At 63.1% G+C, this 24679-nt stretch carries 23 protein-coding genes; 21 read left to right on the top strand and 2 right to left on the bottom strand.

Annotation, left to right across the window (positions count from 1 at the left end):
* The first annotated feature begins 48 nt into the window (after positions 1-48).
* From IYW40_RS10865 to xth, 10 genes are all read left to right on the top strand, one after another.
* A complete protein-coding gene (locus tag IYW40_RS10865; protein WP_196400258.1) occupies positions 49-738 on the top strand; it encodes a Crp/Fnr family transcriptional regulator in 690 nt (229 codons plus the stop codon).
* Between the two features lie 98 nt (positions 739-836).
* Entirely contained in the window at positions 837-2120 is a 1284-nt protein-coding gene (locus IYW40_RS10860; RefSeq protein WP_196400259.1) for an FAD/NAD(P)-binding oxidoreductase, read from the top strand.
* Positions 2121-2173: 53 nt separating this feature from the next.
* Positions 2174-2332: a cytochrome oxidase putative small subunit CydP gene (cydP, locus tag IYW40_RS10855; RefSeq protein ID WP_175094999.1), complete on the top strand. Its 159-nt coding sequence runs from the start codon at positions 2174-2176 to the stop codon at positions 2330-2332.
* 19 nt (positions 2333-2351) lie between these two features.
* Positions 2352-3926: a cytochrome ubiquinol oxidase subunit I gene (locus IYW40_RS10850; RefSeq protein ID WP_196400260.1), complete on the top strand. Its 1575-nt coding sequence runs from the start codon at positions 2352-2354 to the stop codon at positions 3924-3926.
* 14 nt (positions 3927-3940) lie between these two features.
* Positions 3941-5080 (top strand): cytochrome d ubiquinol oxidase subunit II, encoded by a 1140-nt coding sequence (cydB, locus tag IYW40_RS10845; RefSeq protein ID WP_196400261.1) that lies wholly within the window; start codon positions 3941-3943, stop codon positions 5078-5080.
* Positions 5081-5097: 17 nt separating this feature from the next.
* The gene (cydX, locus tag IYW40_RS10840; protein WP_018406347.1) at positions 5098-5199 is read left to right on the top strand and encodes a cytochrome bd-I oxidase subunit CydX; all 102 of its coding nucleotides are present in this window, start codon (positions 5098-5100) and stop codon (positions 5197-5199) included.
* Between the two features lie 93 nt (positions 5200-5292).
* Positions 5293-5478, top strand: a complete 186-nt coding sequence (locus IYW40_RS10835) for a DUF2892 domain-containing protein (protein WP_018406346.1) — start codon at positions 5293-5295, stop codon at positions 5476-5478.
* 138 nt (positions 5479-5616) lie between these two features.
* A complete protein-coding gene (locus tag IYW40_RS10830; protein WP_196400262.1) occupies positions 5617-7230 on the top strand; it encodes a sulfite exporter TauE/SafE family protein in 1614 nt (537 codons plus the stop codon).
* 69 nt (positions 7231-7299) lie between these two features.
* On the top strand, positions 7300-7851 hold the full coding sequence (locus IYW40_RS10825) for a cytochrome c (protein ID WP_210327235.1): 552 nt from the start codon (positions 7300-7302) through the stop codon (positions 7849-7851).
* 141 nt (positions 7852-7992) lie between these two features.
* Entirely contained in the window at positions 7993-8778 is a 786-nt protein-coding gene (gene xth / locus IYW40_RS10820) for an exodeoxyribonuclease III (RefSeq protein ID WP_196400335.1), read from the top strand.
* On the opposite strand, the gene IYW40_RS10815 is transcribed toward xth, so the two are convergent.
* Positions 8757-9572 (bottom strand): sulfite exporter TauE/SafE family protein, encoded by an 816-nt coding sequence (locus tag IYW40_RS10815; RefSeq protein ID WP_196400263.1) that lies wholly within the window; start codon positions 9570-9572, stop codon positions 8757-8759. The two genes, xth and IYW40_RS10815, sit on opposite strands and share 22 nt — an antisense overlap.
* Positions 9573-9703: 131 nt before the next feature.
* On the opposite strand from IYW40_RS10815, the gene IYW40_RS10810 reads away from it, so the two are divergent.
* Complete coding sequence (locus IYW40_RS10810) at positions 9704-10591, top strand: MBL fold metallo-hydrolase (RefSeq protein WP_196400264.1); 888 nt, start codon at positions 9704-9706, stop codon at positions 10589-10591.
* Positions 10592-10601: 10 nt separating this feature from the next.
* On the opposite strand, the gene IYW40_RS10805 is transcribed toward IYW40_RS10810, so the two are convergent.
* On the bottom strand, positions 10602-11486 hold the full coding sequence (locus tag IYW40_RS10805; protein WP_196400265.1) for a tetratricopeptide repeat protein: 885 nt from the start codon (positions 11484-11486) through the stop codon (positions 10602-10604).
* A gap of 393 nt (positions 11487-11879) precedes the next feature.
* On the opposite strand from IYW40_RS10805, the gene IYW40_RS10800 reads away from it, so the two are divergent.
* The 10 genes from IYW40_RS10800 (at position 11880) to IYW40_RS10755 (ending at position 24678) form a co-directional block, all read left to right on the top strand.
* Positions 11880-12257 (top strand): cytochrome c, encoded by a 378-nt coding sequence (locus IYW40_RS10800; RefSeq protein ID WP_196400266.1) that lies wholly within the window; start codon positions 11880-11882, stop codon positions 12255-12257.
* A gap of 162 nt (positions 12258-12419) precedes the next feature.
* Entirely contained in the window at positions 12420-13052 is a 633-nt protein-coding gene (gene queE / locus IYW40_RS10795; protein ID WP_196400267.1) for a 7-carboxy-7-deazaguanine synthase, read from the top strand.
* Positions 13049-13429, top strand: a complete 381-nt coding sequence (locus IYW40_RS10790) for a 6-carboxytetrahydropterin synthase (protein ID WP_348644259.1) — start codon at positions 13049-13051, stop codon at positions 13427-13429. Before queE ends, IYW40_RS10790 begins: the two co-directional genes overlap by 4 nt.
* 175 nt (positions 13430-13604) lie before the next feature.
* Positions 13605-15566, top strand: a complete 1962-nt coding sequence (locus IYW40_RS10785; RefSeq protein ID WP_196400268.1) for a CoA-transferase — start codon at positions 13605-13607, stop codon at positions 15564-15566.
* Positions 15567-16134: 568 nt separating this feature from the next.
* Positions 16135-17145: a metalloregulator ArsR/SmtB family transcription factor gene (locus IYW40_RS10780; protein ID WP_196400269.1), complete on the top strand. Its 1011-nt coding sequence runs from the start codon at positions 16135-16137 to the stop codon at positions 17143-17145.
* Positions 17145-18044: a methylenetetrahydrofolate reductase [NAD(P)H] gene (metF, locus tag IYW40_RS10775; RefSeq protein WP_196400270.1), complete on the top strand. Its 900-nt coding sequence runs from the start codon at positions 17145-17147 to the stop codon at positions 18042-18044. The genes IYW40_RS10780 and metF overlap by 1 nt, the downstream gene beginning before the upstream one ends.
* A complete protein-coding gene (gene metH / locus IYW40_RS10770) occupies positions 18041-21763 on the top strand; it encodes a methionine synthase (protein WP_196400271.1) in 3723 nt (1240 codons plus the stop codon). Before metF ends, metH begins: the two co-directional genes overlap by 4 nt.
* Positions 21764-21911: 148 nt before the next feature.
* Positions 21912-22343, top strand: a complete 432-nt coding sequence (locus IYW40_RS10765) for a DUF1810 domain-containing protein (RefSeq protein ID WP_196400272.1) — start codon at positions 21912-21914, stop codon at positions 22341-22343.
* Positions 22344-22391: 48 nt separating this feature from the next.
* Complete coding sequence (locus IYW40_RS10760) at positions 22392-24485, top strand: carbon starvation CstA family protein (protein ID WP_196400273.1); 2094 nt, start codon at positions 22392-22394, stop codon at positions 24483-24485.
* Positions 24451-24678, top strand: a complete 228-nt coding sequence (locus IYW40_RS10755; protein WP_196400274.1) for a YbdD/YjiX family protein — start codon at positions 24451-24453, stop codon at positions 24676-24678. Before IYW40_RS10760 ends, IYW40_RS10755 begins: the two co-directional genes overlap by 35 nt.
* The last annotated feature ends 1 nt before the right edge of the window (position 24679 follow it).

The following is a 24679-nucleotide window of genomic DNA, read 5'->3' as shown; positions in this document are numbered from 1 at the left end:
ATGGGTGCGTTAATCGTTCGCGGCGCGCTTAAGTGAAGACTTTGGATCGTGAGCGACGAAGGGCAGATGATGGCGTCCGATTGGGTCGACGAAACGCCTTCCTTGCGCAGCCTTGACGCTGCGACGAAGACGCTTTTGCGCGACTCGGTCGTGCGCAAGCAAATACCGCGCGGCGCGGTGCTGTTTCGGCCGGGCGATCGATGCGTCCATTTTCCGCTGATCGTCTCGGGCTCCGTGCGCGTGCAGCGGGTGACCGAATCGGGCCGGGAAATCGTGCTCTACCGGGTCGGCGCGAACGAAACCTGCATTTTGACGACAGCCTCGCTGCTCGCGGACGACGCCTACGCCGCCGAGGGCGTGGCCGAAACTGACGTCATCGCCTATGTGGTGCCCGCCGATCGTTTCAACGCGCTGATGAACGCGTCCGAAGGTTTCCGTGCGCTAGTGTTCGACGGTTACGGCAAGCGTCTTGCCGCGCTGATGTCGCGCATCGAGGAGATTGTCTGCACACGCATCAATGTTCGCTTGGCCGAACGTCTTCTCGCGCTACGCGGCGCCGGCGGTAAAATCGCGGCGACGCAGCAGGCGCTCGCCGCCGATCTCGGCACCGCGCGTGAAGTTGTCGGCCGTACGCTGAAAGCGTTCGAGCGCTCAGGCTGGGTGAAATTGTCGCGCGGCGGCGCCGAGATCGTCAATCTGGCGGCCTTGCGATCGCTTTGCGACGCGCAGCGTGACTAAGTCGCGGACATGCACGCGACAAGCGCGCATGTCGTCACCGATGAGCGCAACCGTCAGCGCGAAACTTAATGCGCGCAAAGCGCAAAAGGGAGACTGAAATGGCTCATATCGTCGTCATGGGCGCGGGGATCGGCGGCGTCGCCGCCGCGATTGAAGTCCGCGAGGGACTTGCCAAGCAACATCAGGTCACTGTCGTTTCGGATCTCGAGAATTTCCAGTTCACGCCGTCCAACCCGTGGCTCGCGGTGCAATGGCGCAAGCCGGAAGAACTCAAGGTTCCGCTCGCGCCGGTCTTCAAGAAGAAGAAGATCAATTTCATTCCGGTGGGCGCGAAGCGCGTTCTGCCTGACGAAAACCGTCTCGAACTTCAGAATGGCGAGAGCGTCGCCTACGACTATCTCGTTATTGCGACCGGTCCGAAGCTCGCCTTCGAGGAAGTGCCAGGACTTGGACCGCATGGCGGACATACGCATTCGGTCTGCACGTTGCAGCATGCCGAGACGGCGTCGAAGGCCTATGAGGAGTTCTGCAAGGATCCTGGTCCGATCATCGTCGGCGCCGCGCCCGGCGTCTCCTGTTTTGGTCCCGCCTATGAATACGCCATGATCCTTTCCACCGATCTGCGTCGGCGCGGCATCCGCGACAAGGTGCCGATGACGTACATCACGTCCGAGCCCTATGTCGGGCATTTGGGTTTGGGCGGCGTCGGCGATACGAAAGGGATGCTCGAATCGGCGTTCCGCGATCGCGACATCAAATGGATCGTCAACGCCAAGACGACCGCCATCGAACCGGGCCTTCTCAAATGCGCCGAGCTCGACGACCAGGGGCAGGTCAAGAAAGAGCACGAAGTGCCGTTCAAATTCGCCATGGTGATGCCTGCGTTCAAAGGCGTCGACGCGCTGATGGGCGTCGAGGGACTGGTCAATCCGCGCGGCTTCGTCATCATCGACAAGAATCAGCGCAATCCGAAATACCGAAATGTCTTTGGCGTCGGCGTCTGCGTTGCGATCCCGCCTGTCGAGGCGACGCCGGTGCCGACGGGCACGCCGAAGACCGGCTATATGATCGAGTCGATGGTCACGGCGACGGCGCATAATATCGCCGCGCTGATCGCCGGGCGTGAAGCAAAGGAAGAAGGCACGTGGAATGCGGTTTGCTTGGCGGATTTCGGCGACAAGGGCGTCGCCTTCGTCGCAAAGCCGCAGATTCCGCCGCGCAACGTCAACTGGTCGAGCGAGGGGCGGTGGGTGCATCTCGCCAAGATCGCCTATGAGAAATACTTCCTGCGCAAGGTCCGCAAGGGACAGAGCGAGCCTGTCTATGAGCGCTACATCATGAAACTGCTCGGCATCGAACGGCTGCGTCGCGCACTGTCATAAGGCGGCGCCGCAGCCATGCAAAGCTAGGGCATGCAACGCTAGGGGATGAGTCGATGCGCACAAGGCCATTAGGACGCGAGATCGCCATCGCGCTTGGGTTCAAGTTGCTGGCGCTCGTCGCGCTCTACGTTGTGTTCTTCGGCCCCGCGCATCGCATTAGGGTGACGCCGGCGCAGATGGTGGAAGCGCTGTCCGCCACTGCGCCGCGTTGACATCGATCAGGAGCTCAAAATGTTCGAATTCGACGTCGTCACGCTCTCGCGCCTGCAATTCGCGCTGACGGCGATGTATCACTTCCTGTTCGTGCCGCTGACGCTCGGCCTTGCGCTGCTGCTCGCCATCATGGAGAGCGTCTATGTGATGACCGCGCGCACCGTCTGGCGCGAGGCGACGCAGTTCTGGGGCACGCTGTTTGGCATCAATTTCGCCATGGGCGTCGCCACCGGCGTCACCATGGAATTCCAGTTCGGCACCAACTGGGCCTATTACTCGCATTATGTCGGCGACATTTTTGGCGCGCCGCTCGCCATCGAAGGCCTGATGGCCTTCTTCCTCGAGGCGACCTTCGTCGGCCTGTTCTTCTTCGGCTGGAAACGCTTAAGCAAGGTGCAGCATCTCATCGTCACCTGGCTCGTCGCGCTCGGCGCGAATTTCTCGGCGCTCTGGATCCTCGTCGCCAACGCCTGGATGCAGAACCCGGTCGGCGCGGCGTTCAATCCGCAGACGATGCGCATGGAGCTCACGTCCTTCGCCGAGGTGTTGTTCAATCCCGTGGCGCAATCAAAATTCGTACACACGGTCAGCGCTGGCTATGTCACGGGCGCGATGTTTGTCATGTCAATCGCCGCCTATTTCCTTTTGAACCGTCGTCATGTCGCTATCGCTCGCCGCTCGCTGACGGTGGCGGCGAGCTTCGGGCTCGCTTCCGCGCTTTCGGTCGTCGTGCTCGGCGACGAGAGCGGCTATACGGCGGGCGAGAACCAGAAGATGAAGATCGCGGCGATTGAAGCGATGTGGGAGACGGAGCCGCCGCCGGCGTCTTTCACCCTCTTCGGCATTCCAGATCTCAAGAGCGAAACAACGAAATACGAGATCAAAATTCCTTGGGTCTTGGGCCTGATCGCGACGCGTTCGCTCGATAAGCCCGTCGAAGGCGTCAAGGCGCTCGTCGAACGATCCGAAGAGCGCATCCGCAACGGCATGGCCGGCTATCAGTGGCTGACGAAAGAAGGCGGTCGTCCCAACGCCGCCGTTCCGCCGGAACTCGAAGTATCGATGCGCGACGTCGGGCATTCGCTGCTGGTTAAGCGCATCAGGCCCGATATCGAGAATGCGACCGACGCTCAGATTCATGAAGCGGCGCTGTCGACGATCCCCGACGTGCCGGTGCTGTTCTGGTCTTTCCGCATCATGGTGGCGCTGGGGTTCTATTTCATCGCGCTCTTCGCCGCCGCTTTCTATCTGTCGAGCCGGCGACGCTGCGGGAAGCCCTGGTTCCTGCGCATGACCATGTATAGCCTGCCGTTGCCCTGGGTCGCCGCCGAACTCGGCTGGATCGTCGCCGAATATGGGCGGCAGCCGTGGATCATCGACGCGACGATGCCGACGTTCCTCGGCGTCTCCAACGTCCCCGCGTCGAATGTCGCGGCGAGCCTCGCGGCCTTCGTGCTGTTCTACAGCGCGCTGGCCGTCATCGATGTTGGGCTCATCGTCAAATATGTCCGCATTGGCCCGCGGGAGGAGACCGAGCCGCAGCGCTCAGGCGCGCCCGTACTTCCCGCGCCGGCGCCGGCGCAAACGCGATAGGAAAGGCGAAAGCGATGTTCGACTATATGACGCTTCGCCTCATCTGGTGGGCGATTCTCGGCGTCCTGCTCGTGGGCTTCGCGGTCATGGACGGCTTCGACATTGGCGTCGCCATGCTGCATCCTTTCGTTGCGCGCAATGACACGCAGCGGCGCGTGACGCTGAACACGATCGGTCCCGTCTGGGAAGGCAACCAGGTCTGGTTCATTCTCGGCGGCGGCGCCGTCTTCGCGGCCTGGCCGCCGCTTTACGCGGTGTCCTTCTCCGGCTTCTATCTTGCGATGTTGCTGGTGCTGATCGGCCTCATTCTGCGGCCGGTGGCGATCACCTTCCGCGACAAAAGACCCGAGACCGGCTGGCGCGAAACCTGGGACTGGCTCTTCTTCGTCTCCGGTTTTGTCCCCGCGCTGATTTTCGGCGTGGCCTTCGGCAATCTTCTGCAGGGCGTTCCCTTCCATTTCGATCAGGCGCTGCGCGCGACCTATGAGGGCGGCCTCCTTGGTCTGCTTAATCCATTCGCCTTGCTCTGCGGCCTCGTGAGCGTGGCGATGCTCACGATGCAGGGCGCCGCCTGGCTGAGCGTGAAAAGCGAGGGTGAGGTTTCCGTCCGCGCCCGCCGATATGGCGCGCTCGCGGCGCTCCTGCTTGTTCTGCTCATTTCCGCCGCGGGACTGTGGATCATGCTGGGCGTCGAAGGATTTCGCATCGACGGCGTCATCGAACATGCAGGGCCTTCGAATCCGCTGGCGAAGTCGGTGACGCGAGAAGCCGGCGCCTGGCTCGACAATTACCGCGCCTACCCCTGGATGATCGCTGCCCCCGCGCTGGCGTATACGGGCGCGCTCGTTGCGGCGTTGGCCTTCGCCTTCTCGGCGGGCAGGATCGCGTTTCTCGCCAGCAGCCTTTCGGTCGCGGGCGTCGCAACCATGGCGGGCTTCAGCATGTTCCCCTTCCTGCTGCCGTCCTCGACCCACCCGAGCCAAAGCCTGACGGTCTGGGACGCGTCGTCGAGCAAAGCGACGCTCTCGCTCATGCTCATCGCGGTGATCGTCTTTCTGCCGATCGTCCTTGCCTATACCAGCTGGGTCTACTACGTGCTGCGCGGCGCAGTGAGCGAGGCGGCGATCCGTCGCGGCGACGATTACTACTATTGAGCGGGAGAAAACGCGGCATGTGGTATTTTTCCTGGATCCTAGGGCTGGGGCTCGCCTGCGCCTTCGCCATTCTCAACGCCATGTGGCTCGAGCTCGACGACGACGACAGGCAGAAATAGCAGCCGCGCCTCAAGCGAGACTTAGTCGCTGTGCGATCTCACGCGAGGCGATAGCCTGACATTACGATCGCCGCGGGAGAAGGGAGATTAGTCATGGTCGCCAATATCGGAAGGACCGATCGGATCATCCGCATCGTCGCCGGACTGCTCTTGCTCAGCCTCGTCTTCATTGGTCCGCAGTCGCTATGGGGCCTTGTCGGGCTCATTCCGCTGACCACGGCCTTCGTCAACTTCTGCCCCGCCTATAAGCTTCTGGGCATGGATACGCTCGGCAAGTAGCTCGGCAAGTAGCTCGGCAAGTAACTCTGCACGTAAATCCGTCTCGCGCCGGCCACGGCGCGAAGACGGAATAACGCAATGCGGCCGACGCTGGAGCGCCGGCCGCGGTCAGACGCTGCGCGGCGAGGCGTAACCTGGATGAACGAAACGGCGATCACGTTTCACGCCCGCGGCATGCATTGCCACGGCTGCGAGCATGTCATCGAGGCGGCGGTTAGAAAGCTCGCCGGCGTGCGCGGCGTTTCGGCCAGCTATCCGACCGAGACGGTCGTCGTCGACTATGACGCCGATGCGACCAATTTCAGCGCGATTCGCAACAGCGTCGAGCAGAACGGCTATCGCGTCGTTCTGACGGAAGAGGCGCAGCGCCGGCGTTCGCCTTTCATCAGACTGGCGATCATCGTCGCCGCCCTCGCCGGACTCGCCGCCTTAATCCTGTTCGATACGCGCTGGATCAGCGCCGCGGGCGAGCCGGACATCGCTCAGCATATGAGTCTCGGCCTCCTGTTTCTTCTGGGCCTGCTGACAGGCTTCCATTGCGTGGGCATGTGCGGCGCTTTTGTCGTGAGTTACGCGACAGCCGATGCGCGCGCGGGACGCTCGTCCTTCGTCTCGCACCTCTCCTATGGCGCCGGAAAGACGCTGTCCTACACGGCGATCGGCGCCGCCTTCGGATGGCTCGGCGCCTTCATCGCGTTCACGCCGATGCTGCGCGGCGTCGCCGGTGTCGCGGCGGGCGCTTTCCTTCTCATCTTCGGGCTCAATATGCTGGGGCTGTTCGCGCCGCTGCGCCGCTTCCGGTTCGGACTGCCTGGCCCGCTGCAGAACTGGGTGAACCGTGAAGCGGGCGGCGCCAGACATCGACCGTTCGTGATCGGTCTTCTCAACGGGCTGATGATCGCCTGTGGACCGTTGCAGGCGATGTATGTGATGGCGGCCGGGACCGGCAGCCCCGTTGAAGGCGCGAAGACGCTCTTCGTCTTTGGCGTTGGAACCTTGCCGGTGATGCTCGCCTTCGGCGCGCTGACGACAGTGCTTTCGGGGGCGGTGACGCATCGCCTGCTGACCGCGTCCGGCGTGATCGTCGTCGCGCTCGGCGCGGTGATGATCAATCGCGGATTGATCCTCACAGGCTCGGGCGCCGATCTCGCGTCGCTGACGACGAGCTGGCGAAGCCCGGCCCCCGTTGAACGCGTCCAACCACAGCAGGATTCCGCCGCGCCGAAGACGCAGACGATCGAGATGGAGGCCAACGGCCTTGGCTTTACGCCCACCCGCTTCACGCTGCTGCGCGGCGTGCCGGTCAAATGGGTGATCAACGCGACGCAAGTGACGACCTGCAATAATCGTATCCTGGTTCCATCCTTGAAGCTCGAATTCGACGTCAAGCCGGGACGGCAGACGATCGAATTCACGCCCGAAAAGACAGGCGTCATTCCCTGGAGCTGCTGGATGGGAATGTTGCGCGGGGAGTTCGTCGTCGTCGATGCAGCGCCGGCCGCGCCTCAGCCTTCCCACCCTGTCGACTCGGCGGTCCAGGGCGCGCCTCAAGCGACGCAAAGCCCGCCAGCGTCGGCCGCCGTGCAGAAGACCTATACGGTGCGGCGCGGCGACACGCTGCGCGCGATCGCCAAGCGACTCTATGGCGACGAAAAGCGCTGGCGCGACATCGCCGCCGCCAATCCGGCGCTCAATCGTAAAAAGTTGCGGCAGGGCCAAATCATCACTCTGCCCGCCGACGCGCAGCCGTGACGATTCGTCTCGTGCGTCACGGGGCGCTGCGGGTTACGTTCGACCCGCTCACATGAAAAGGGGGAGGCCATGATTGGAAGATTTCTCTTAGCCGCGGCATGCGGGCTCTCGTTGTTTGCCGCCGCCGCTAACGCGGGCGACGATACGGACGATCACGGCGCGCATATGAAGCAAATGAACATGGAGCATATGAAAATGTCGCCGAAGATGCGCGACACGCGCCAGGAGGTCGACCTTCCGGCGCCGATGCGCGCGCATATGCTCGCCAATATGCGCGGACATGCGGAGGCGGTCGCCGAGATCCTGGCGGCCTTGGGCAAGGGCGACGGCGCGGGCGCAGCGAAAATCGCCGACACGCGGCTCGGCATGGCGTCGTCCGGCGCGGCGGCGTGCAAGCCAAACGCCAAGAGTGGCGACCTCGGCGATATGCCCGCGATGATGGCGCATCACATGCCTGACGAGATGCGCGCGCTCGGTCTGACGATGCATGAACAGGCGAGCAAATTCGCGCAGGAGGCGGCCAAGATCGGGCCCGGCGGCGACATGCGTCCCGCGCTTGCCGAACTGTCGCAAGTCGTGCAAGCCTGCAACGCCTGCCACGCCACCTATCGCCTCGACTAGCGCGCGTGCGGCGCTAGAGCGCGCTCGCGAAAAAGCGGACGCTGGTTTTTCGCGCAAAGCGCGCTCTAAATTTATGTGAACGATCACGTCATCTGGATGTGGGCGAATTCGCCCAAATCCAGCGTGATCCAGGAGCCGACGGTGCGCATCGCGACTTGGAACGTCAATTCTGTCAGGCAGCGCCTCGCGCCGCTTCTCGCCTTTCTGCGCGAGGCCGCGCCGGACGCGCTGTGCCTGCAGGAAACGAAGTGCGAGGATCACGTTTTTCCGCGACTCGAAATCGAAGACGCCGGATATAACGTCGCTGTCCACGGGCAGAAGGGATTCAACGGCGTCGCAATCCTCTCCAAGTCGCCGCTTCAGGACGTCACTCTCGGTCTGCCGGGCTTCGACGGCGAGGCGCAGTCGCGCTACATTGAGGCGATCATCGCCGACGGCGCCGGCGGCGTCATGCGCGTCGCCTCGATCTATGCGCCGAACGGCAATCCGCCGCACACGCAGAAATATCTCTACAAGCTCGCCTTCATGGAGACGCTGACGCGCCACGCGGAGGCGCTGCTTGGCCTCGAAGAGCCGACGGTTCTCGCCGGCGACTACAATGTCATTCCGGAGGCGCGGGACGTCTATGAGGCGTCGGCCTGGATTGGCGACGCATTATTCCTGCCGCAGACTCGCGCCGCCTATCAGCGCCTGGTCAATCTCGGCTATGCGGACGCTTTGCGAGCGACGTCGGATGAAGGCGGGCTTTACACGTTCTGGGATTATCAGGCCGGCGCCTGGCAGAAGAACAAGGGACTTCGCATCGATCATCTTCTGCTCTCGCCGCAAGCTTCTGATCGGCTGGCGCGCGTAGAGATCGTCAAATCGATGCGGGCCGGCGAGAAACCTTCCGATCACGTCGCGATCTACGCCGATTTCGCCGCGTGATCGAGTAGTCCGAGCGCGCCGCCGCTGCGCCAGAGCACATAGAGCGCCACCGCGAAGATGACCGTTGCAAAGACGGCGCTCAGCGCCCCGCGCATCTTCGACAGATGTCGCGCCGCCGCGGCGCCGATCAGCCCGCCAAACGCGCCGCCGAGCACGAGCGTCCCGGCAAGCTCCCAGTCCACGAGGTCCGAAAAGGCGTAGTTCGCCGCCGTTGTCACCGCGAAGGCGGCGACGGCGACGAGCGACGAGCCGATGGCGTTCAAGATCGGCATGTCGGACGCAAACATCAGCCCCGGCACGATCAGGAAGCCGCCGCCGATGCCGAAGAAGCCCGAAAGCGCGCCGGCCGTAGCGCCTGCGCCGACGAGCCGGGGGAAATTCTCGCGGTTGAGCCGGACTGCTGGATAGCCCAGCGCGCCCCGGCGCCGCAGCATCAGATAGGACACGACGACCATCAGCAGCGCGAACAACGCGAGCAGCTTTTCGCCGTCGATGATCTTGCCGAGCGTCGAGCCGCCGAATGCGCCGGCAACCCCGAAGACTGCGAAGACAGAGGCGCAGCGCCATTTGATGGTCCGTGCGCGCGCATGATTGGCGAGACTCATCAGGGCGTTGACAGCGACGGCCGCGGCGCTTGAGCCGATCGCGATATGTGGATTGGGCACGCCGACAAGATAGACAAGAAGCGGCACGGCCAGCACCGAGCCGCCGCCGCCGACGAGCGCCAGCGTAAAGCCGACGATTCCGCCGGAGATCAGACCAAGCACGGCGTCCAGAGGAATAGCCGTCAGCATGTCGCTCCTTCGCGCGTATAATATTAGCTATTGCTTATTTAGCTATAGCGCATATATCTGACGGCGCAAGCAGGAAAAGGCGAAAGCACGAACGAAGAGAAGTGCTTGAGCGCTGCAAGAAGGAGAGATCGATGCCGCAGGCGCCGTCCGTGAGGGCCTTCTTTGACGAGTCCACCAACACGATCACCTATATCGTCAGCGACCCCGCCACGAAGCGCGCGGCGATCGTCGATCCCGTGCTCGATTATGACCCGGCGAGCGGAGTCGCCGATTCGCATTCCATCGACGCCATCCTCGCCGAGGCGGCGCGGGCAGGATTAACGATCGATTGGGTTCTCGAAACTCATGCGCATGCCGATCATCTGACCGCCGCCCAGATCGTCAAAACGGCGACGGGCGCGAAGATCGGCATCGGCGAACACATCGACAAGGTCCAGGCGATCTTCAAGCCGGTGTTCGGCGCTGAGGACGTCAAGGCTGACGGCGGCTGCTTCGACCACCTCTTCAAGGACGGCGAGCGGTTCAGAATCGGCGAACTCGAGGGCGAAACGATCTACACGCCCGGCCACACGCCGGCCGACGTCGCCTATAAGATCGGCGATGCGGTGTTTGTCGGCGACACGCTGTTCATGCCCGACTATGGGACGGCGCGCGCGGATTTCCCCGGCGGCGACGCGCATGCGCTTTACCAGTCGATCCGCCGCATACTTTCGTTGCCCCCGCAGACGCGGCTCTTCATGTGTCACGACTACAAGGCGCCGGGACGAGAATTCTACGCCTGGGAGACGACGGTCGCCGAGCAGCGCGCCAAGAACGTGCAGATCAAGGATGGCGTCAGCGAGGAAGACTTCGTGGCGGGACGACACAAGCGGGATCAGGAGCTTGCCGCGCCGCGGCTGCTGCTGCCCTCAATTCAGGTGAACATTCGCGCCGGCAAGTTTCCGCCGCCGCGCGGGGATGGCGCGCGCTTCCTGAGCATTCCGGTGAAGTTCAAAGGCGCCGCGGCGCAAGCCGGCTGAAATCTGAACGTCAGTTGCGTTCGCGCAGATAGCCTTCGAGCATGGTGACGGCCGCGCTACGGTCGGCGTCGCTGGCGGAATTCAGCGCTTCGGCGTGCAAATCCGCGATCCATTGGTCGTGGGTCGCGCCGCCAGCTGCGTCGCGCGCCAGCGTCAGAAACATGAGTCCGCGCGCGCGTTCGGGTTCGCCGCTCGCCTCGCCGGTGAACATCAGCCGGCCGAGCATCGCCTGCGCCTGCGGATGGCCCTTGCGCGCCGCGAGCTCCAGCCAATTCACGCCCTGGCGGACGTTCTTCTTGACGCCGGTCCCTTCGAGATACATTCGCGCCAGATTGTACTGCGCGTCGGCGTTGCTGAAATACGTCGCCGCATAACGGAACAGATCAAACGCGCGATCGAGATCGGGCTTGATCTTTCCGCTTGGAGCGCCGTCACGCAGATAAATGCCCACGGCGACGAAGGCGCTTGCCGCCATCGAACGCTCGCGCGGATCCGGCTCGTCGTCGGCGTAGTGGTCGACGATTTGCGCGAAATATTCATAAGCCTTGGCGTCGTCGCGAACGACGCCGTCGCCTTCGGCGTACATTCGGCCAAGCTTCCATTTGGCCAGCGGCTCGCCGCCCTCGGCGGCGTAGCGCAGCGCGGCGATGGAGGTCGCGGCGTCGCCGGCATGGTAGCTTTCAAGTCCAGCGCGGAGCGCCGCGCGCGGATCCTTGAACATTGGTAGAGGCTGCGACTCGGCTCTCGTGGCCGTTCGAGGCGCGTCAAGAGCGGGCGCCGGCGCGACAAAAGCCGTCACCAGCATGCCCAGGCTCGTCGCGAAAAGGCAGAGCGGCAAAGCCGCGCGCTTGCGCGTAAAGGCTGAGTTCACGCCCGCATGAACGCTTCCGACCATAATGTTCCGACTTTCCTCACCCCAAGAAGACGCCCGACGCCTTTAAGGCCATACGCCAGCCGTCACCGCTGATCAGCGAGAGGGAAAGAAGGAACCTGCGGCCGAAAGCGAAATCTTTCGGCGCCTGTCTCCGCATCTCGAATGAGCTTGTGACCGGATCACCTTAGCTCAGCTTTTGTGTCTGAAAAGGGGCTGCCGCAGCTCCAATCGTGGGCAAGATGCTAATCCGCCACACTGTTGCAATCAGATCACATGAGTGTTGCAAAAATGCAGCAACCCTCGAGGCCGCGCGTCGTCCTGACGCAAGCTCGCGTGAGAGGCGCCGATACCCAGCGGGCCGCGCTTGTGCTTTGATGCGAAGCGAATCGACGGCTCCCGCTTAAGGAAAACCACATGCAGCTTCGACGCCTTACGCTCGCAATGGCCCTCGTCGGCGGAAGCGCCGCTTTCGCAACTTCGGCGCTTGCGGCGGGCGACGCCCAGCGCGGCGCGATCGTCGCGAAGCGATGGTGCGCATCCTGCCATGTGGTGACGTCGGATCAGACCAGCGCCTCGGCCGACGCGCCGTCCTTCTTCGATATCGCCCAGCGCCGAACCGACAGGAAGAAGCTTGGCCATTTCCTGATGGATCCGCATCCGCCGATGCCCGACATGCATCTCTCGCGCAGGGAGATCGACGATATCGTCACCTATATCCGCAGCCTCGACCCGCGTCCGCAGCCCGCGCCCGAGCCTGAGGGCAAGGACAAGGAGCTTCCCAAGAACGGGTAAGCGTCTTGCCTCGCTTTACGTCGCGCGGCGTCCGCGCTAGAGCGCGGCTCGCGAAAAAGTGGATGCCGGTTTTTCGCGTAAGCGCGCTCTAGAACTTTGAGATCGATCACGTTACTGCATTTGGGCGATTTCGCCCAAATGCAGCGTGATCTAGAGCGGGCAATGGCCTACATCGTCAAGGAAGCCTTCAAAACCCTGCAGGGCGAAGGCGTTAACGCGGGTCGCGCCGCGGTCTTTTGCCGCTTCGCCGGCTGCAATCTGTGGAGCGGGCGCGAAGCGGACCGCGCCGCCGCGCAGTGCCAGTTCTGCGACACGGACTTCGTCGGCTTCGAGGGCGAGGGCGGGGGAAAATTCGCCGACGCGACGGCGCTTGCCGGCCATTTGGCGACGCTGTGGGGCGAGGCCCGCGAGCGGCGCTTCGCCGTGCTGACCGGCGGCGAGCCGATGCTGCAGATCGATGAGGCCTTGGTCGCGGCGCTTCACGGGCAGGGCTTCGAGATCGCCATCGAGACGAACGGCACGCTGCCCGTCGTCTTTGGGATCGACTGGATCTGCGTGTCGCCCAAGGGCGGCGCGCCGCTGGCCCAGACGCGCGGCGCGGAATTGAAGCTGGTCTACCCCCAAAAGGGCGTCGATCCCTCCGCCTATGAGCGGCTCGACTTTACGCATTTTCTGCTGCAGCCCATGGACGGGCCGGATGTTTCGCGCAATACGGATGCCGCGGTCAGCTACTGCCTGGCGCATCCGCGCTGGCGTCTGTCTTTGCAAACCCACAAGGCGATCGGGGTGAAGTGACGGTGTCGAGTTTCGAGATCTTTCGGGAGTTTTATTTCGAGGCGGCGCACGCGCTCTACGATCCCGAGGCTCCAGAGGGCGGCAAATACCGCAATCTGCATGGCCACTCCTTTCGCGTGCGCGTCACCCTGCGCGGCGAGCCCACCCTCGAAGAGCAATGGGTGATGGACCTCGGCAAGCTTGGCCGCAGGCTCGCGGAGCTGCGCGAACGCCTCGACCACTCGTTTCTCAACGACCTTGAAGGGCTGGGAAAACCGACGCTCGAAAATCTCTGCGCCTATATCTGGCGCGACCTCGCGCCCACATTGCCGGGTCTTGCCGAAGTCGGCGTCTTTCGCGACAGCTGTTTTGAGGGCTGCGTCTACCGCGGCGACTGACGGCCAATCTCCCGCGCGTTGGCGAGGTTGCGGCCGATCTGCGGCGCATCGCCGCTATTGCGCGAGGGCGGCGCGGTCTCTACGGTTGAGCGCTCATTTTGAGCAAAACGCCCACCAGAGCGGCGACGTCAACGGTCCGCAATCAAAGAGTGGGGAGCGAGGGAACCCTGAGGACATGGCGAACAATAAGGTCATTACCGCCGACGAGGCGATTGCGCTCATTCGCGACAATGACGTCGTAACCACCACCGGCTTCGTCCAGAGCTGCATTCCCGAGGCTTTGCACGCCGCTTTGGAAAAGCGCTTCGTCGAGAGCCAGCATCCGCGCGATCTCACGCTGATCATGACCGCGGGCGCCGGCGACTCCAAGGGCCTCGGCACCGGGCGCTTCCATCACGAAGGATTGCTGCGCCGGGTGATCGCCGCCAATTTCGGCCGCATGCCGAAGGTCGCCCAGGCGGCGCAGGAGAACAAGATCTGCGGCTACAATCTCCCGCAGGGCGTCATCTCGCAGCTCTACCGCGCCTGCGCCTCCGGCCAGCCGGGTCTCTTCTCCAAAGTCGGCCTCTACACCTATGTCGACCCGCGCTTTGGCGGCGGCAAGGTGAACGACCGCACCAAGGAGGACATGGTCAAATACCATAACATCATGGGTGAGGAGTGGCTGTTCTATATCGCCACCAAGATCGACGTCGCCTTCATTCGCGGCACCTCGGCCGATCCTTCCGGCAATATCTCGATGGAGCGCGAGGCGCTCGTGCTCGACAATCTCGCTCAGGCCATGGCCGCCCATAACAATGGCGGGCTCGTCATCGCGCAGGTCGAGCGCATCGTCGAACAGGGCTCGATCAAGCCGAAAGACGTGCATATACCTGGCATTCTCGTCTCGGCCGTGGTCGTCGCCGATCCGCCGGAAATGCACCGCATGAACTATGGCGTGATCCACAATCCGGCGCTTTCCGGCGAAATCCGCGTGCCGGTCGAGAAGTTCGCCAAGATGCCGCTCGACGAGCGCAAGGTCATCGCGCGGCGCGCCAGTTTCGAGCTGCCGCCGAACGGGGTGGTTAATCTTGGCGTCGGCGCGCCGGAAGGCATCGCCGCCGTCGCCAACGAAGAAAAGATGACGCCCTACATCACGCTGACGACGGAAGCCGGCGCCATCGGCGGCGTGCTCGCGGCCGGTTCGAGCTTCGGCGCCGCGACCAACGCCGACGCGATCATTCAGCAGAACCAGCAGTTCGACTTCTATGACGGCGGCGGTCTCGACATGACCTGTCTCGGCATGGCCGAGTGCGACCTGCAGGGCAACGTCAACACGTCGAAATTTGGCGGACGCCTCAACGGCTGCGGCGGCTTCATCAACATCAGCCAGAACGCGCGCCTCGTCGTCTACGCCGGCACCTTCACCAATGGCGGACTGCGCGTCGAAATCGCCGACGGCAAGGTGAACATTCTGCAGGAAGGCAGGAACAAGAAGTTCCTCAACGCCGTCGAGCAGATCACCTTCTCCGGCAAATTCGCGCAAAAGCGCAAGCAGCCGGTCTATTACGTGACCGAGCGCTGCGTGTTCAAACTCGTCGACAAGGGGCTTGAACTGATCGAGGTCGCGCCGGGGATCGATATCGACAAGGACATCCTGGCGCATATGGATTTCAAGCCCATCATCGAACACGCCGAACTGATGGATAAGCGCATCTTCATCGACGAGCCGATGGGGCTGCTCGCCGACCTGATCAATCTCAACATGTCCGATCGCGTCACTTACGACGCCGACCGCAACATTCTTTTCGTCAATCTCGAGGGCTGGCACGCCCGAACCAAGAAGGACATCGACGATCTGCGCAAGACGCTGATCGAGGCGTCGGACAAGGTCGGCAAGCGCGTCAACTCGGTCGTCAATCACGACGGCTGGAAGATCAACGAGGCGCTCTACGACGATTACGCCGAAATGATCGACTACATGAGCCAGCGCTATTATCTGACGACGACCCGTTATTCGACGAGCGCCTTCGCACGCCTGAAGATGAAGGAGGCGCTCTCCAAACGCGGTCTGCAGCCGCATGTCTTCGAGCGGCGCGAGGCGGCGGAGAGCTTCCTCGAGGTCGTCAGCAAGGAAGAAGAGAAGGCGCCGGCGTAGCCGGCCAGCGCTGGTTCCGAGCCTTGAAAGGCGAAGGGCCGAACGTCGCGTTCGGCTTTCGCCCGGGACCGTGCTTTTTAGCGATGGAAATAAAACAGGCCCCGTGGCGCAGAGCTCACGGGGCCATTTGCTTCTCTTGGAAGCTAGTCTGGATTGTCCAGTCTGTGAACGGGCGTCCGACGCTTGGCCTTTGCCTTCGGCCGCCCGGAAGATTGTCGATTGTCTCGGAGGATGGACAGATCAGGCAGCTGCTCCTGATCGCCCAGTGACCGGAACCAAACGCCGGTCAAATGGTATGACCCGGTGGCGTCATGCTCCTCTCGCAACAATGTTGCTCGGTTCGGCCCATCAACAGGGGGTTTTTGAGCCTATCCTGGATCGCGTTCGCGTCGAGGTCCCGCCCGAGCGAGCCTGCCGATCATGCTGTCAGATCGACAGGTGCGATGTAACAAAAGATGAACCTGGTTTGGGATTCGGTCAAGAGCATTCCCTCGTCAAAAAACGGCGACCGTGGTTGCGCCCGGTAAATTTGACGTATATAGATATCTTTATATCTAGCGGAGCGCTCATGAAGTCCGTCGCCAAATTGGCCCTCGACCCGACGCTTGCGGCGTTGAACGCCGCCGGAGAGGAGACGCGCCTGCGTCTTCTGGCGTTGCTCGCCCAGTCGGAGCTGACGGTCAGCGAGGTTGTGGCGATCCTGGGCCAGTCTCAGCCGCGCGTCTCGCGCCATCTTAAGCTCCTCGTCGAGGCTGGCCTCGTCGAGCGCCGCCGCGAAGGGGCGTGGGCCTTTTTCCGTCTGTCGCCGGCCGGCCCGGCGGGCGCCCTCGCGCGCGCCCTCGTCGGTTGGCTCGAGGCTGACGACGCGCTTCTCGCCGGCGACCGCGCGAGACTCGCCCAGGTGCGTCACGCGCGCGCCGAGAACGCCGCGCGCTACTTCGCCGCGCATGCCGAGGAGTGGGACCACATCCGCGCGCTGCACGTCCCCGAGGAGCGCGTTGAAGAAGCGATGCGCCAGTGCGTCGGCGACAGACCGGTGCGCAACCTTCTCGATCTCGGCGCCGGCGCCGGCCGGATGCTCGAGCTGTTCGCGCCCCAGGCCGAGCGCGCCGTCGGCGTCGATCTTTCCTCCGCCATGCTCGGCGTCGCGCGCGGCCGGCTCGAAGAGACCGGCTTCGACAATGTGCAGCTGCGTCAGGGCGACATCTATGCGCTGCCGATCGAGCGCAACTCCATCGACCTCGCGATCATGCATCAGGTTCTGCATTTTCTCGACGATCCGGGCCGCGCGCTGCGCGAGGCGGCGCGGGTGCTCGCCCCCGGCGGCCGTCTGCTCGTCGTCGACTTTGCGCCGCATCAGGAAGAGGCGCTGCGCGATAAGCACGCGCACCGCCGCCTCGGCTTTTCCGACGCTGAAATCACCGGACTGCTCGCGCAAGCCGGCCTCGACATTATTCAACACCGGCAATTGGCGCCCGACCCCAGCGAAGGCGCCAAGCTCACCGTGTCCTTGTGGCTGGCGCGCGATCCGCGCGTCATCGCCGATCCCATTCCCACAGTATCTTATGAGACAGCCTGATGTTTAACGCTCTTCATCCCACGGCGTCGCCCAACCAATTTGCGATCTCCTACGAATTCTTCCCGCCCAAGACGCCGGAGATGGAGACGCAACTCTGGCAGACGATCAATCGGCTGGCGGCGCTCAAACCGCATTTCGTTTCCGTCACCTATGGCGCCGGCGGCACCACCCGCGAGCGCACGCATTCGATCGTCGCGCGCATCGTGCGTGAGACCGAAATGAAGCCAGCTGCGCATCTCACCTGCGTTTCCGCCGCGCGCGAAGACGTCGACGCGATCCTGCGCGACTATTGGGACGCCGGCGTTCGCCATATCGTGGCGCTGCGCGGCGATCCGCCGACAGGCGTGGGGTCGAAATTTGAGGCGCATCCGAAAGGCTACGCCAATTCGACCGATCTCGTGAGCGGCATTCGTCGGATCGGCGATTTTGAGATTTCAGTGTCGACCTATCCCGAAGGCCATCCGGAAAGCGCCTCGATCGAACAGGATCTAGACGCGCTTCAGGCGAAGGTCGACGCCGGCGCGACGCGCGCCATCACGCAGTTCTTCTTCGACAATGACGTCTACTTCAAATTTCTCGACAAGGCGCGCGGGCGGGGAATCACGATTCCGATCGTGCCCGGCATCATGCCGATCCGCAATTTCAAGCAAGTCGCGGGTTTTGCGCAAAAGGCCGGGGCGAGCGTGCCGCGCTGGCTCGCCGAGCGCTTTGATGGACTGGACGAGGATCCGGAGACGCGCGCGCTCATCGCCGCGACGACCGCCGTCGAGCAGGTGATGAGCCTGGCGCGCGCCGGCGTCAATGAATTCCACTTCTATACCAATAATCGCGCCGACCTCGTCTTCGCCATTTGCCATTTGCTTGGCGTGCGTCCCGTTCGTGAAAGGGCCATCGCATGATTTTCGACAAAGCTTACGGCCCCAATATTCTCCAGACTTTGGAGGAGGCCGCCTCGCGCCGGATCCTCATTCTCGACGGCGCCATGGGCACGATGATCCAGCGCCACAAGTTCGAGGAGGCCGATTTCCGCGGCGCGCGCTTCACAGATCACGCCAAGGATCTGCGCGGCAACAACGACCTGCTGACGCTGACGCAGCCCGACGCGATCAAGGCGATCCATGTCGCCTATCTCAACGCCGGCGCCGACATCATCGAGACCAACACATTTTCGTCGACGACAATTGCTCAGGCCGATTACGGGCTCGAGCATCTCGCCTTCGAACTCAATTGCGAGGGCGCGCGGCTGGCGCGCGCGGCCGCCGACGAAGTCGCGGCGAAGACCGGCGTGCGCCGCTTCGTCGCCGGTTCGCTCGGCCCGACCAATCGCACCGCGTCGATCTCGCCCGACGTATCCAATCCGGGCTTTCGCGCCGTCACCTTCGACGAACTGCGCGCCGCCTATAAGGAAGCCGCGCTTGGCCTCATCGAAGGCGGCGCCGACATTCTTCTCGTCGAAACCGTTTTCGACACGCTCAACGCCAAGGCGGCGCTCTATGCGCTCGAAGACGCGTTCGACGAGGTCGGAACCCGTTTTCCGATCATGATCTCCGGCACGATCACCGATCTTTCGGGCAGGACGCTCTCCGGTCAGACGGCGGTCGCCTTCTGGAATTCGCTCGCCCACGCCAAGCCGTTTTCGATCGGCTTCAACTGCGCGCTCGGCGCCCGCGAGATGCGTCAGCATATCGCCGAGATCGGCCGCATCGCCGATACGCGCGTCTGCGCCTTCCCCAACGCCGGCCTCCCCAACGAATTCGGGCTTTATGACGAAAGCCCCGAATATATGGCGGAGCTCGTCGGCGAATTCGCGACCGCCGGTCTCGTCAATGTGCTTGGCGGCTGCTGCGGCACGACGCCGGACCATATCGCCGCGATCGCCGGCGCCGTGAAGGGCGTCGCTCCGCGCGCGATCCCGACGATCGAGCCGATGCTGCGTCTTGCTGGATTGGAGCCCTTCACGCTGACCAAGGACATTCCCTTCGTCAATGTCGGCGAGCGCACCAATGTCACCGGATCGGCGAAGTTCCGCAAGCTCATCACCAATGGCGACTATGCCGCGGCGCTCGACGTCGCGCGGGATCAGGTGGCGAACGGGGCGCAGGTCATCGACGTCAATATGGACGAAGGCCTGCTCGATTCCGAACGCGCCATGGTGGAATTTCTCAATCTCGTCGCCGCCGAACCCGACATCGCCCGCGTGCCGGTGATGGTCGATTCATCTAAATTCGCCGTGATTGAAGCCGGCCTGAAGTGTCTGCAGGGCAAGGGCGTCGTCAATTCGATTTCGATGAAGGAAGGCGAAGAAAAATTCATCGCCGATGCGCAAAAGGTGCGCCGCTATGGCGCCGCCGTCGTCGTCATGGCCTTTGACGAAAAGGGCCAGGCCGACACCTTCGCCCGCAAGACCGAGATTTGCACGCGGGCCTATAAAATCTTGACCGACATCGTCGGCTTTCCGCCCCAGGACATCATTTTCGATCCCAATATTTTCGCGGTCGCGACCGGCATCGAGGAGCATGAGAACTACGGCGTCGATTTCATCGAAGCCACGCGCGTCATCAAGCGCGATCTGCCGCATGTGCATGTGTCGGGCGGCGTCTCGAACCTGTCCTTCTCATTCCGCGGCAACGAACCCGTGCGCGAAGCGATGCATTCGGTGTTCCTCTATCACGCCATTCAGGCGGGGATGGATATGGGCATCGTCAACGCCGGCCAGCTTGCGGTCTATGGCGAGATTGATCCCGAATTGCGCGAGCTTTGCGAAGATGTCGTCCTGAATCGCCGCAAGGATTCGACCGAGCGCCTCGTCGAACTTGCTGAAAAATTCAAGGGGGCGGCTGGCAAAACCCAGGAAAAGGACGCCGCTTGGCGCGAGAACACCGTCGAGAAGCGTCTCGAATATGCGCTGGTGAACGGCGTCACCGATTACGTCGAAGCGGATGTGGAAGAGGCGCGTCAGCGCTCCACGCGGCCGCTTGACGTGATCGAAGGCCCGCTGATGACCGGGATGAATGTCGTCGGCGATCTCTTTGGCACGGGCAAAATGTTTCTGCCGCAGGTGGTCAAATCGGCGCGCGTGATGAAACAGGCGGTGGCCTATCTCATGCCCTTCATGGAGGCCGATAAGAGCGAGCGCTCCACTGCCGGCAAAATCCTGCTGGCGACGGTGAAGGGCGACGTTCATGACATCGGCAAGAACATCGTCGGCGTTGTGCTCGGCTGCAATAATTTCGAGGTGATCGACCTTGGCGTCATGACGCCCTGCGCGAAGATTCTTGAAGTCGCCAAGAAGGAAAAGGTCGATCTCATCGGTCTTTCCGGCCTCATCACGCCGTCGCTCGACGAGATGTGCTTCGTCGCCTCTGAGCTCGAGCGCGAAGGTCTCGACACGCCGCTCCTCATCGGCGGCGCGACGACAAGCCGCGTGCATACGGCGGTGAAGATCAGTCCCAATTATCGTCGCGGCCAGGCGGTCTATGTCACCGACGCGAGCCGCGCCGTTGGCGTCGCGCAGGCGCTCGTCTCCGAGAGGACGCGTCCCGATTATGTGGCGCAGACGCGCGCTGAATATGAGCGCCTCGCGGAGGCGCATGCGCGCGCGCAGGCCGACAAGTTGCGGACGCCGCTCGCGCAGGCGCGCGCCAACGCTTATAAAATCGACTGGGCCGCCTATGAGCCGCCGAAGCCCTCCTTCAGCGGCGCGCGGGCCTTTGCGAGTTATGACGTCGGCGAGCTTGTTCCCTACATCGACTGGACGCCGTTCTTCCAGACCTGGGAATTCAAGGGGCGCTATCCGTCGCTGCTCGACGATCCCGAGCGTGGCGAGGCGGCGCGCACGCTGTACGACGACGCCCGCGCCATGCTGAAGCGGATTGTCGAGGAGCGCTGGTTCACGCCGAAAGCCGTCATCGGCTTCTGGCCGGCGAATTCCATCGGCGACGACATCGCGCTCTACAACGGCGAGTCGCGTAATGAAAAGATCGCCACGCTGCATACGCTGCGCCAGCAATTGCAAAAGCGCGACGGCAAGGCCAATCTCGCGCTCGCCGATTTCGTCGCGCCCAAGGAGAGCGGCAAGGGCGATTATGTCGGCGCCTTCGTCGTGACCGCCGGCGCGGAAGAAGAAAAGATCGCCGCCCGCTACGCCCGCGCCAATGACGACTATGGCTCGATCATGGTCAAGGCGCTCGCCGACCGCATCGCGGAAGCTTTCGCCGAGCGCATGCATGAGCGCGTGCGCAAAGAGTTTTGGGGCTATGCGCGTGAAGAGAATTTCGCGCCCGAAGCGCTGACGACCGAGCCCTACGCCGGCATTCGTCCGGCGCCCGGCTATCCGGCGCAGCCCGATCACACCGAAAAGGCGACGATCTTCGATCTGCTCAATGTCGAAAAGCGCACCGGCGTGAAGCTGACCGAAAGTTACGCCATGACGCCGGCCGCTTCCGTCAGCGGGCTCTATCTGGCGCATCCGAGCGCGCATTATTTCGGCGTCGCTAAAATCGAGCGCGATCAGGTCGAAGATTACGCCCGCCGCAAGGGCATGGAGGCGCGCGAGGTCGAACGCTGGCTCGCGCCCATTCTCAACTACGCGCCCGTCGCCGCGGAAGCGGCGGAGTGATATCGAATCGATTGGCCTGTCATTCCCGGCGGACCGGAGGTCCGACCGGGAATCCAGAGCCAATTGAATGTTGGTCTTGCTCTGGATTCCCGATCGCGCGCGTTGCGCGCGTCGAGAATGACAGCGGAGTTGATCAACGGATTTGGTCATGACCGCCGCCGCGGACGATCCTTACGGTCTCGCCCGCTTCGTCGCGGCGCAGGAGCCTGTTTACGCTCAGGCGGCGGCTGAGCTCGCCGCCGGCCGCAAGCGCAGTCACTGGATGTGGTTCGTTTTTCCGCAGCTCGAAGGGCTGGGCGCGAGCGCCATGGCGCAGCGCTACGCCATCCGCTCGCTGGCCGAGGCGCACGCCTATCTCGCGCATCCTCTGTTGGGGGCGCGGCTGAAGGAGTGCGTCGGACTGGTCAACAGGGTCGAGGGACGCAGCGCGCATGAGATCTTCGGCTCTCCCGACGATTTGAAGTTCCATTCGTCGATGACCTTGTTTGCGGCGGCGGCGCCACAAGAGCCGCTTTTCGGCGAGGCTCTGCACAAATATTTCGCCGATCGCCGCGATCCCTTGACCCTCGCAAAATTATAAGTTTCGTTGAAATCGATGCGCCGAGAGTGGGCGCTATTCGGAGTTCTAATGTCGATCATCAACATCGCCGACAGCCGTCAGACATTGAAGCTGTTTCCCTGGGCGCTCGTGTTCGCTCTCGTGCTGTTCTCGCTTTACACGCTCGCGGTCTCGCGCGGCGAGAACGTCAACGCCATGTGGCTCGTCACGGCGGCGATCGGAACCTACGCCATTGGCTATCGCTTCTATTCGCGCTTCATCGCCGAGCGTGTGCTGGGGCTCGATGCGCGCCGCCGCACCCCCGCGCTTCGCCGCAATGACGGGCTCGATTATGTGCCGACCGACAAATGGGTGCTGTTTGGCCACCATTTCGCGGCCATCGCCGGCGCAGGACCGCTCGTCGGCCCCGTGCTTGCGGCGCAGATGGGCTATCTACCGGGAACATTGTGGCTCTTAACTGGCGTCATCTTTGCCGGCGCCGTGCAGGATTTTCTCGTCCTGTTCATCTCGACGCGGCGCGACGGCCGCTCGCTCGGCGATCTCATTAAGACCGAGATGGGGCGCGTGCCCGGCGTCATCGCCATGATCGGCATTCTCACCATCATGATCATCCTGCTGGCGGTGCTGGCGCTCGTCGTCGTTAAGGCGCTCGCCGATAGTCCCTGGGGCGCGTTCACCGTCTTCGCGACGCTGCCGATCGCCGTCTTCATGGGCGTCTATGGCCGCTATCTGCGGCCCGGACGCATCGGCGAAATGTCGGCGATCGGCTTCGTTCTGCTGCTCCTGAGCATCGCCTTCGGCCGCACCGTCTCGGAGAGCGCGCTGCTCGCGCCGCTCTTCTCCTTCCAGGCCGAGACCCTCGCCTTCATGCTCATCGGCTATGGCTTCGTGGCTTCAGTTTTGCCGGTGTGGCTGCTGCTGGCGCCGCGCGACTATCTGTCGACCTTTCTGAAGGTCGGCACGATCCTGTCGCTCGCGATCGGCATTTTCATCGTCTGGCCCGACCTCCAGATGCCGGCGGTCAGCCGCTTCATCGACGGCACGGGCCCGGTCTTCGCCGGCAGCGTCTTCCCGTTCCTGTTCATCACCATCGCCTGCGGCGCGGTGTCGGGCTTTCATGCGCTTGTGTCCTCCGGCACGACGCCGAAGATGATCGCCGACGAGACGCAGACGCGCTTCATCGGCTATGGCGCGATGCTTATGGAATCCTTCGTCGCGGTCATGGCGCTCATCGCCGCAAGCGTGCTGGAGCCCGGCGTCTATTTCGCCATGAACAGCGCGCCGGCGCTGATCGGCGCGACGCCCGATTCCGCCGCGGCGGCGATCTCCTCATGGGGCTTCGCGGTCACGCCGGAGACGCTTTCGGGCGTCGCCGCCGAGGTCGGCGAGAAGACCATATTGTCGCGCACCGGCGGCGCGCCGACGCTCGCCGTCGGCATGGCGCATATCCTCTCTTCCGCCATCGGCGGCTCGGCTGCGAAAGCCTTCTGGTATCATTTCGCGATTCTTTTCGAAGCGCTCTTCATCCTCACCACGATTGACGCCGGCACGCGCGTCGCGCGCTTCATGATCCAGGATCTCTTCGGCGCCTTCTTTCCGGCCTTCGGCAACACAAGGGCCTGGGCGCCGAACCTCGCCGCGACCGCGATCGCCGTGAGCGGCTGGGGCTATTTCCTCTATCAGGGCGTGATCGATCCGCTCGGCGGCATCAACACGCTGTGGCCGCTGTTCGGCATCGCCAACCAGATGCTTGCGGCGATCGCGCTGACGCTATGCGTCGTCGTGCTCTATCGGATGAAGCGCGAGCGTTACGCCTTTGTCGCCATCGCGCCGACGGCGTGGCTCTATATCTGCACGCTGACGGCGGCCTTCGAGAAAATCTTCCATGAGGATCCGCGCATCGGCTTTCTGGCGCATGCCAGAAAATTCGCAGCGGCCGCCGATAAGGATCAATTGCTGGCGCCGGCGAAGACTCTCGCCGAGATGCAGCGCGTCATCTTCAACGACTATGTCGACGCCACGCTTTGCGCGATTTACGTGACGCTGGTTCTGGCGATGCTCGGCTTCGCGATTCGAGCCATCCGCGCCGCGCGCGCCGCTGAGCATGTCACCACGCGGGAGACCGAAGATGAATTGCACGATCTGCAGCCTGCCGGGGCTTGATCTCAATCGTCTCGCGCGCAAACTGCGCGACGGCGCCAAGCTGATGGTCGGGCAGGGCGATTACGACGTCTATGTCGCGCATGTCCGCGCGCTTCACGACGGCGAGGCGATCATGACGCGCGACGAATTTTTCCGGGCGCGCGAGAATGCGCGTTTCGGCGCCGGCGGCGCGCGCGCGTTTCGCTGCTGTTGAA

Source organism: Methylocystis sp. H4A (genome assembly GCF_015709545.1).
In the GTDB taxonomy this organism is placed as follows: domain Bacteria; phylum Pseudomonadota; class Alphaproteobacteria; order Rhizobiales; family Beijerinckiaceae; genus Methylocystis; species Methylocystis silviterrae.
The sequence above is the reverse complement of the archived record's forward strand: the minus strand, read 5'-3'. Positions and strand labels throughout refer to the sequence as shown.

What these genes read in the sequence shown, in the direction of transcription:
- IYW40_RS10860 (WP_196400259.1), top strand. Translation starts at nt 837, where the DNA reads ATGGCTCATATCGTCGTCATGGGCGCGGGGATCGGCGGCGTCGCCGCC.
- cydP (WP_175094999.1), top strand. Translation starts at nt 2,174, where the DNA reads ATGCGCACAAGGCCATTAGGACGCGAGATCGCCATCGCGCTTGGGTTC.
- IYW40_RS10850 (WP_196400260.1), top strand. Translation starts at nt 2,352, where the DNA reads ATGTTCGAATTCGACGTCGTCACGCTCTCGCGCCTGCAATTCGCGCTG.
- cydB (WP_196400261.1), top strand. Translation starts at nt 3,941, where the DNA reads ATGTTCGACTATATGACGCTTCGCCTCATCTGGTGGGCGATTCTCGGC.
- cydX (WP_018406347.1), top strand. Translation starts at nt 5,098, where the DNA reads ATGTGGTATTTTTCCTGGATCCTAGGGCTGGGGCTCGCCTGCGCCTTC.
- IYW40_RS10835 (WP_018406346.1), top strand. Translation starts at nt 5,293, where the DNA reads ATGGTCGCCAATATCGGAAGGACCGATCGGATCATCCGCATCGTCGCC.
- IYW40_RS10830 (WP_196400262.1), top strand. Translation starts at nt 5,617, where the DNA reads ATGAACGAAACGGCGATCACGTTTCACGCCCGCGGCATGCATTGCCAC.
- IYW40_RS10825 (WP_210327235.1), top strand. Translation starts at nt 7,300, where the DNA reads ATGATTGGAAGATTTCTCTTAGCCGCGGCATGCGGGCTCTCGTTGTTT.
- IYW40_RS10815 (WP_196400263.1), bottom strand. Translation starts at nt 9,572, where the DNA reads ATGCTGACGGCTATTCCTCTGGACGCCGTGCTTGGTCTGATCTCCGGC.
- IYW40_RS10810 (WP_196400264.1), top strand. Translation starts at nt 9,704, where the DNA reads ATGCCGCAGGCGCCGTCCGTGAGGGCCTTCTTTGACGAGTCCACCAAC.
- IYW40_RS10805 (WP_196400265.1), bottom strand. Translation starts at nt 11,486, where the DNA reads ATGGTCGGAAGCGTTCATGCGGGCGTGAACTCAGCCTTTACGCGCAAG.
- IYW40_RS10800 (WP_196400266.1), top strand. Translation starts at nt 11,880, where the DNA reads ATGCAGCTTCGACGCCTTACGCTCGCAATGGCCCTCGTCGGCGGAAGC.
- queE (WP_196400267.1), top strand. Translation starts at nt 12,420, where the DNA reads ATGGCCTACATCGTCAAGGAAGCCTTCAAAACCCTGCAGGGCGAAGGC.
- IYW40_RS10785 (WP_196400268.1), top strand. Translation starts at nt 13,605, where the DNA reads ATGGCGAACAATAAGGTCATTACCGCCGACGAGGCGATTGCGCTCATT.
- IYW40_RS10780 (WP_196400269.1), top strand. Translation starts at nt 16,135, where the DNA reads ATGAAGTCCGTCGCCAAATTGGCCCTCGACCCGACGCTTGCGGCGTTG.
- metF (WP_196400270.1), top strand. Translation starts at nt 17,145, where the DNA reads ATGTTTAACGCTCTTCATCCCACGGCGTCGCCCAACCAATTTGCGATC.
- metH (WP_196400271.1), top strand. Translation starts at nt 18,041, where the DNA reads ATGATTTTCGACAAAGCTTACGGCCCCAATATTCTCCAGACTTTGGAG.
- IYW40_RS10765 (WP_196400272.1), top strand. Translation starts at nt 21,912, where the DNA reads ATGACCGCCGCCGCGGACGATCCTTACGGTCTCGCCCGCTTCGTCGCG.
- IYW40_RS10760 (WP_196400273.1), top strand. Translation starts at nt 22,392, where the DNA reads ATGTCGATCATCAACATCGCCGACAGCCGTCAGACATTGAAGCTGTTT.
- IYW40_RS10755 (WP_196400274.1), top strand. Translation starts at nt 24,451, where the DNA reads ATGAATTGCACGATCTGCAGCCTGCCGGGGCTTGATCTCAATCGTCTC.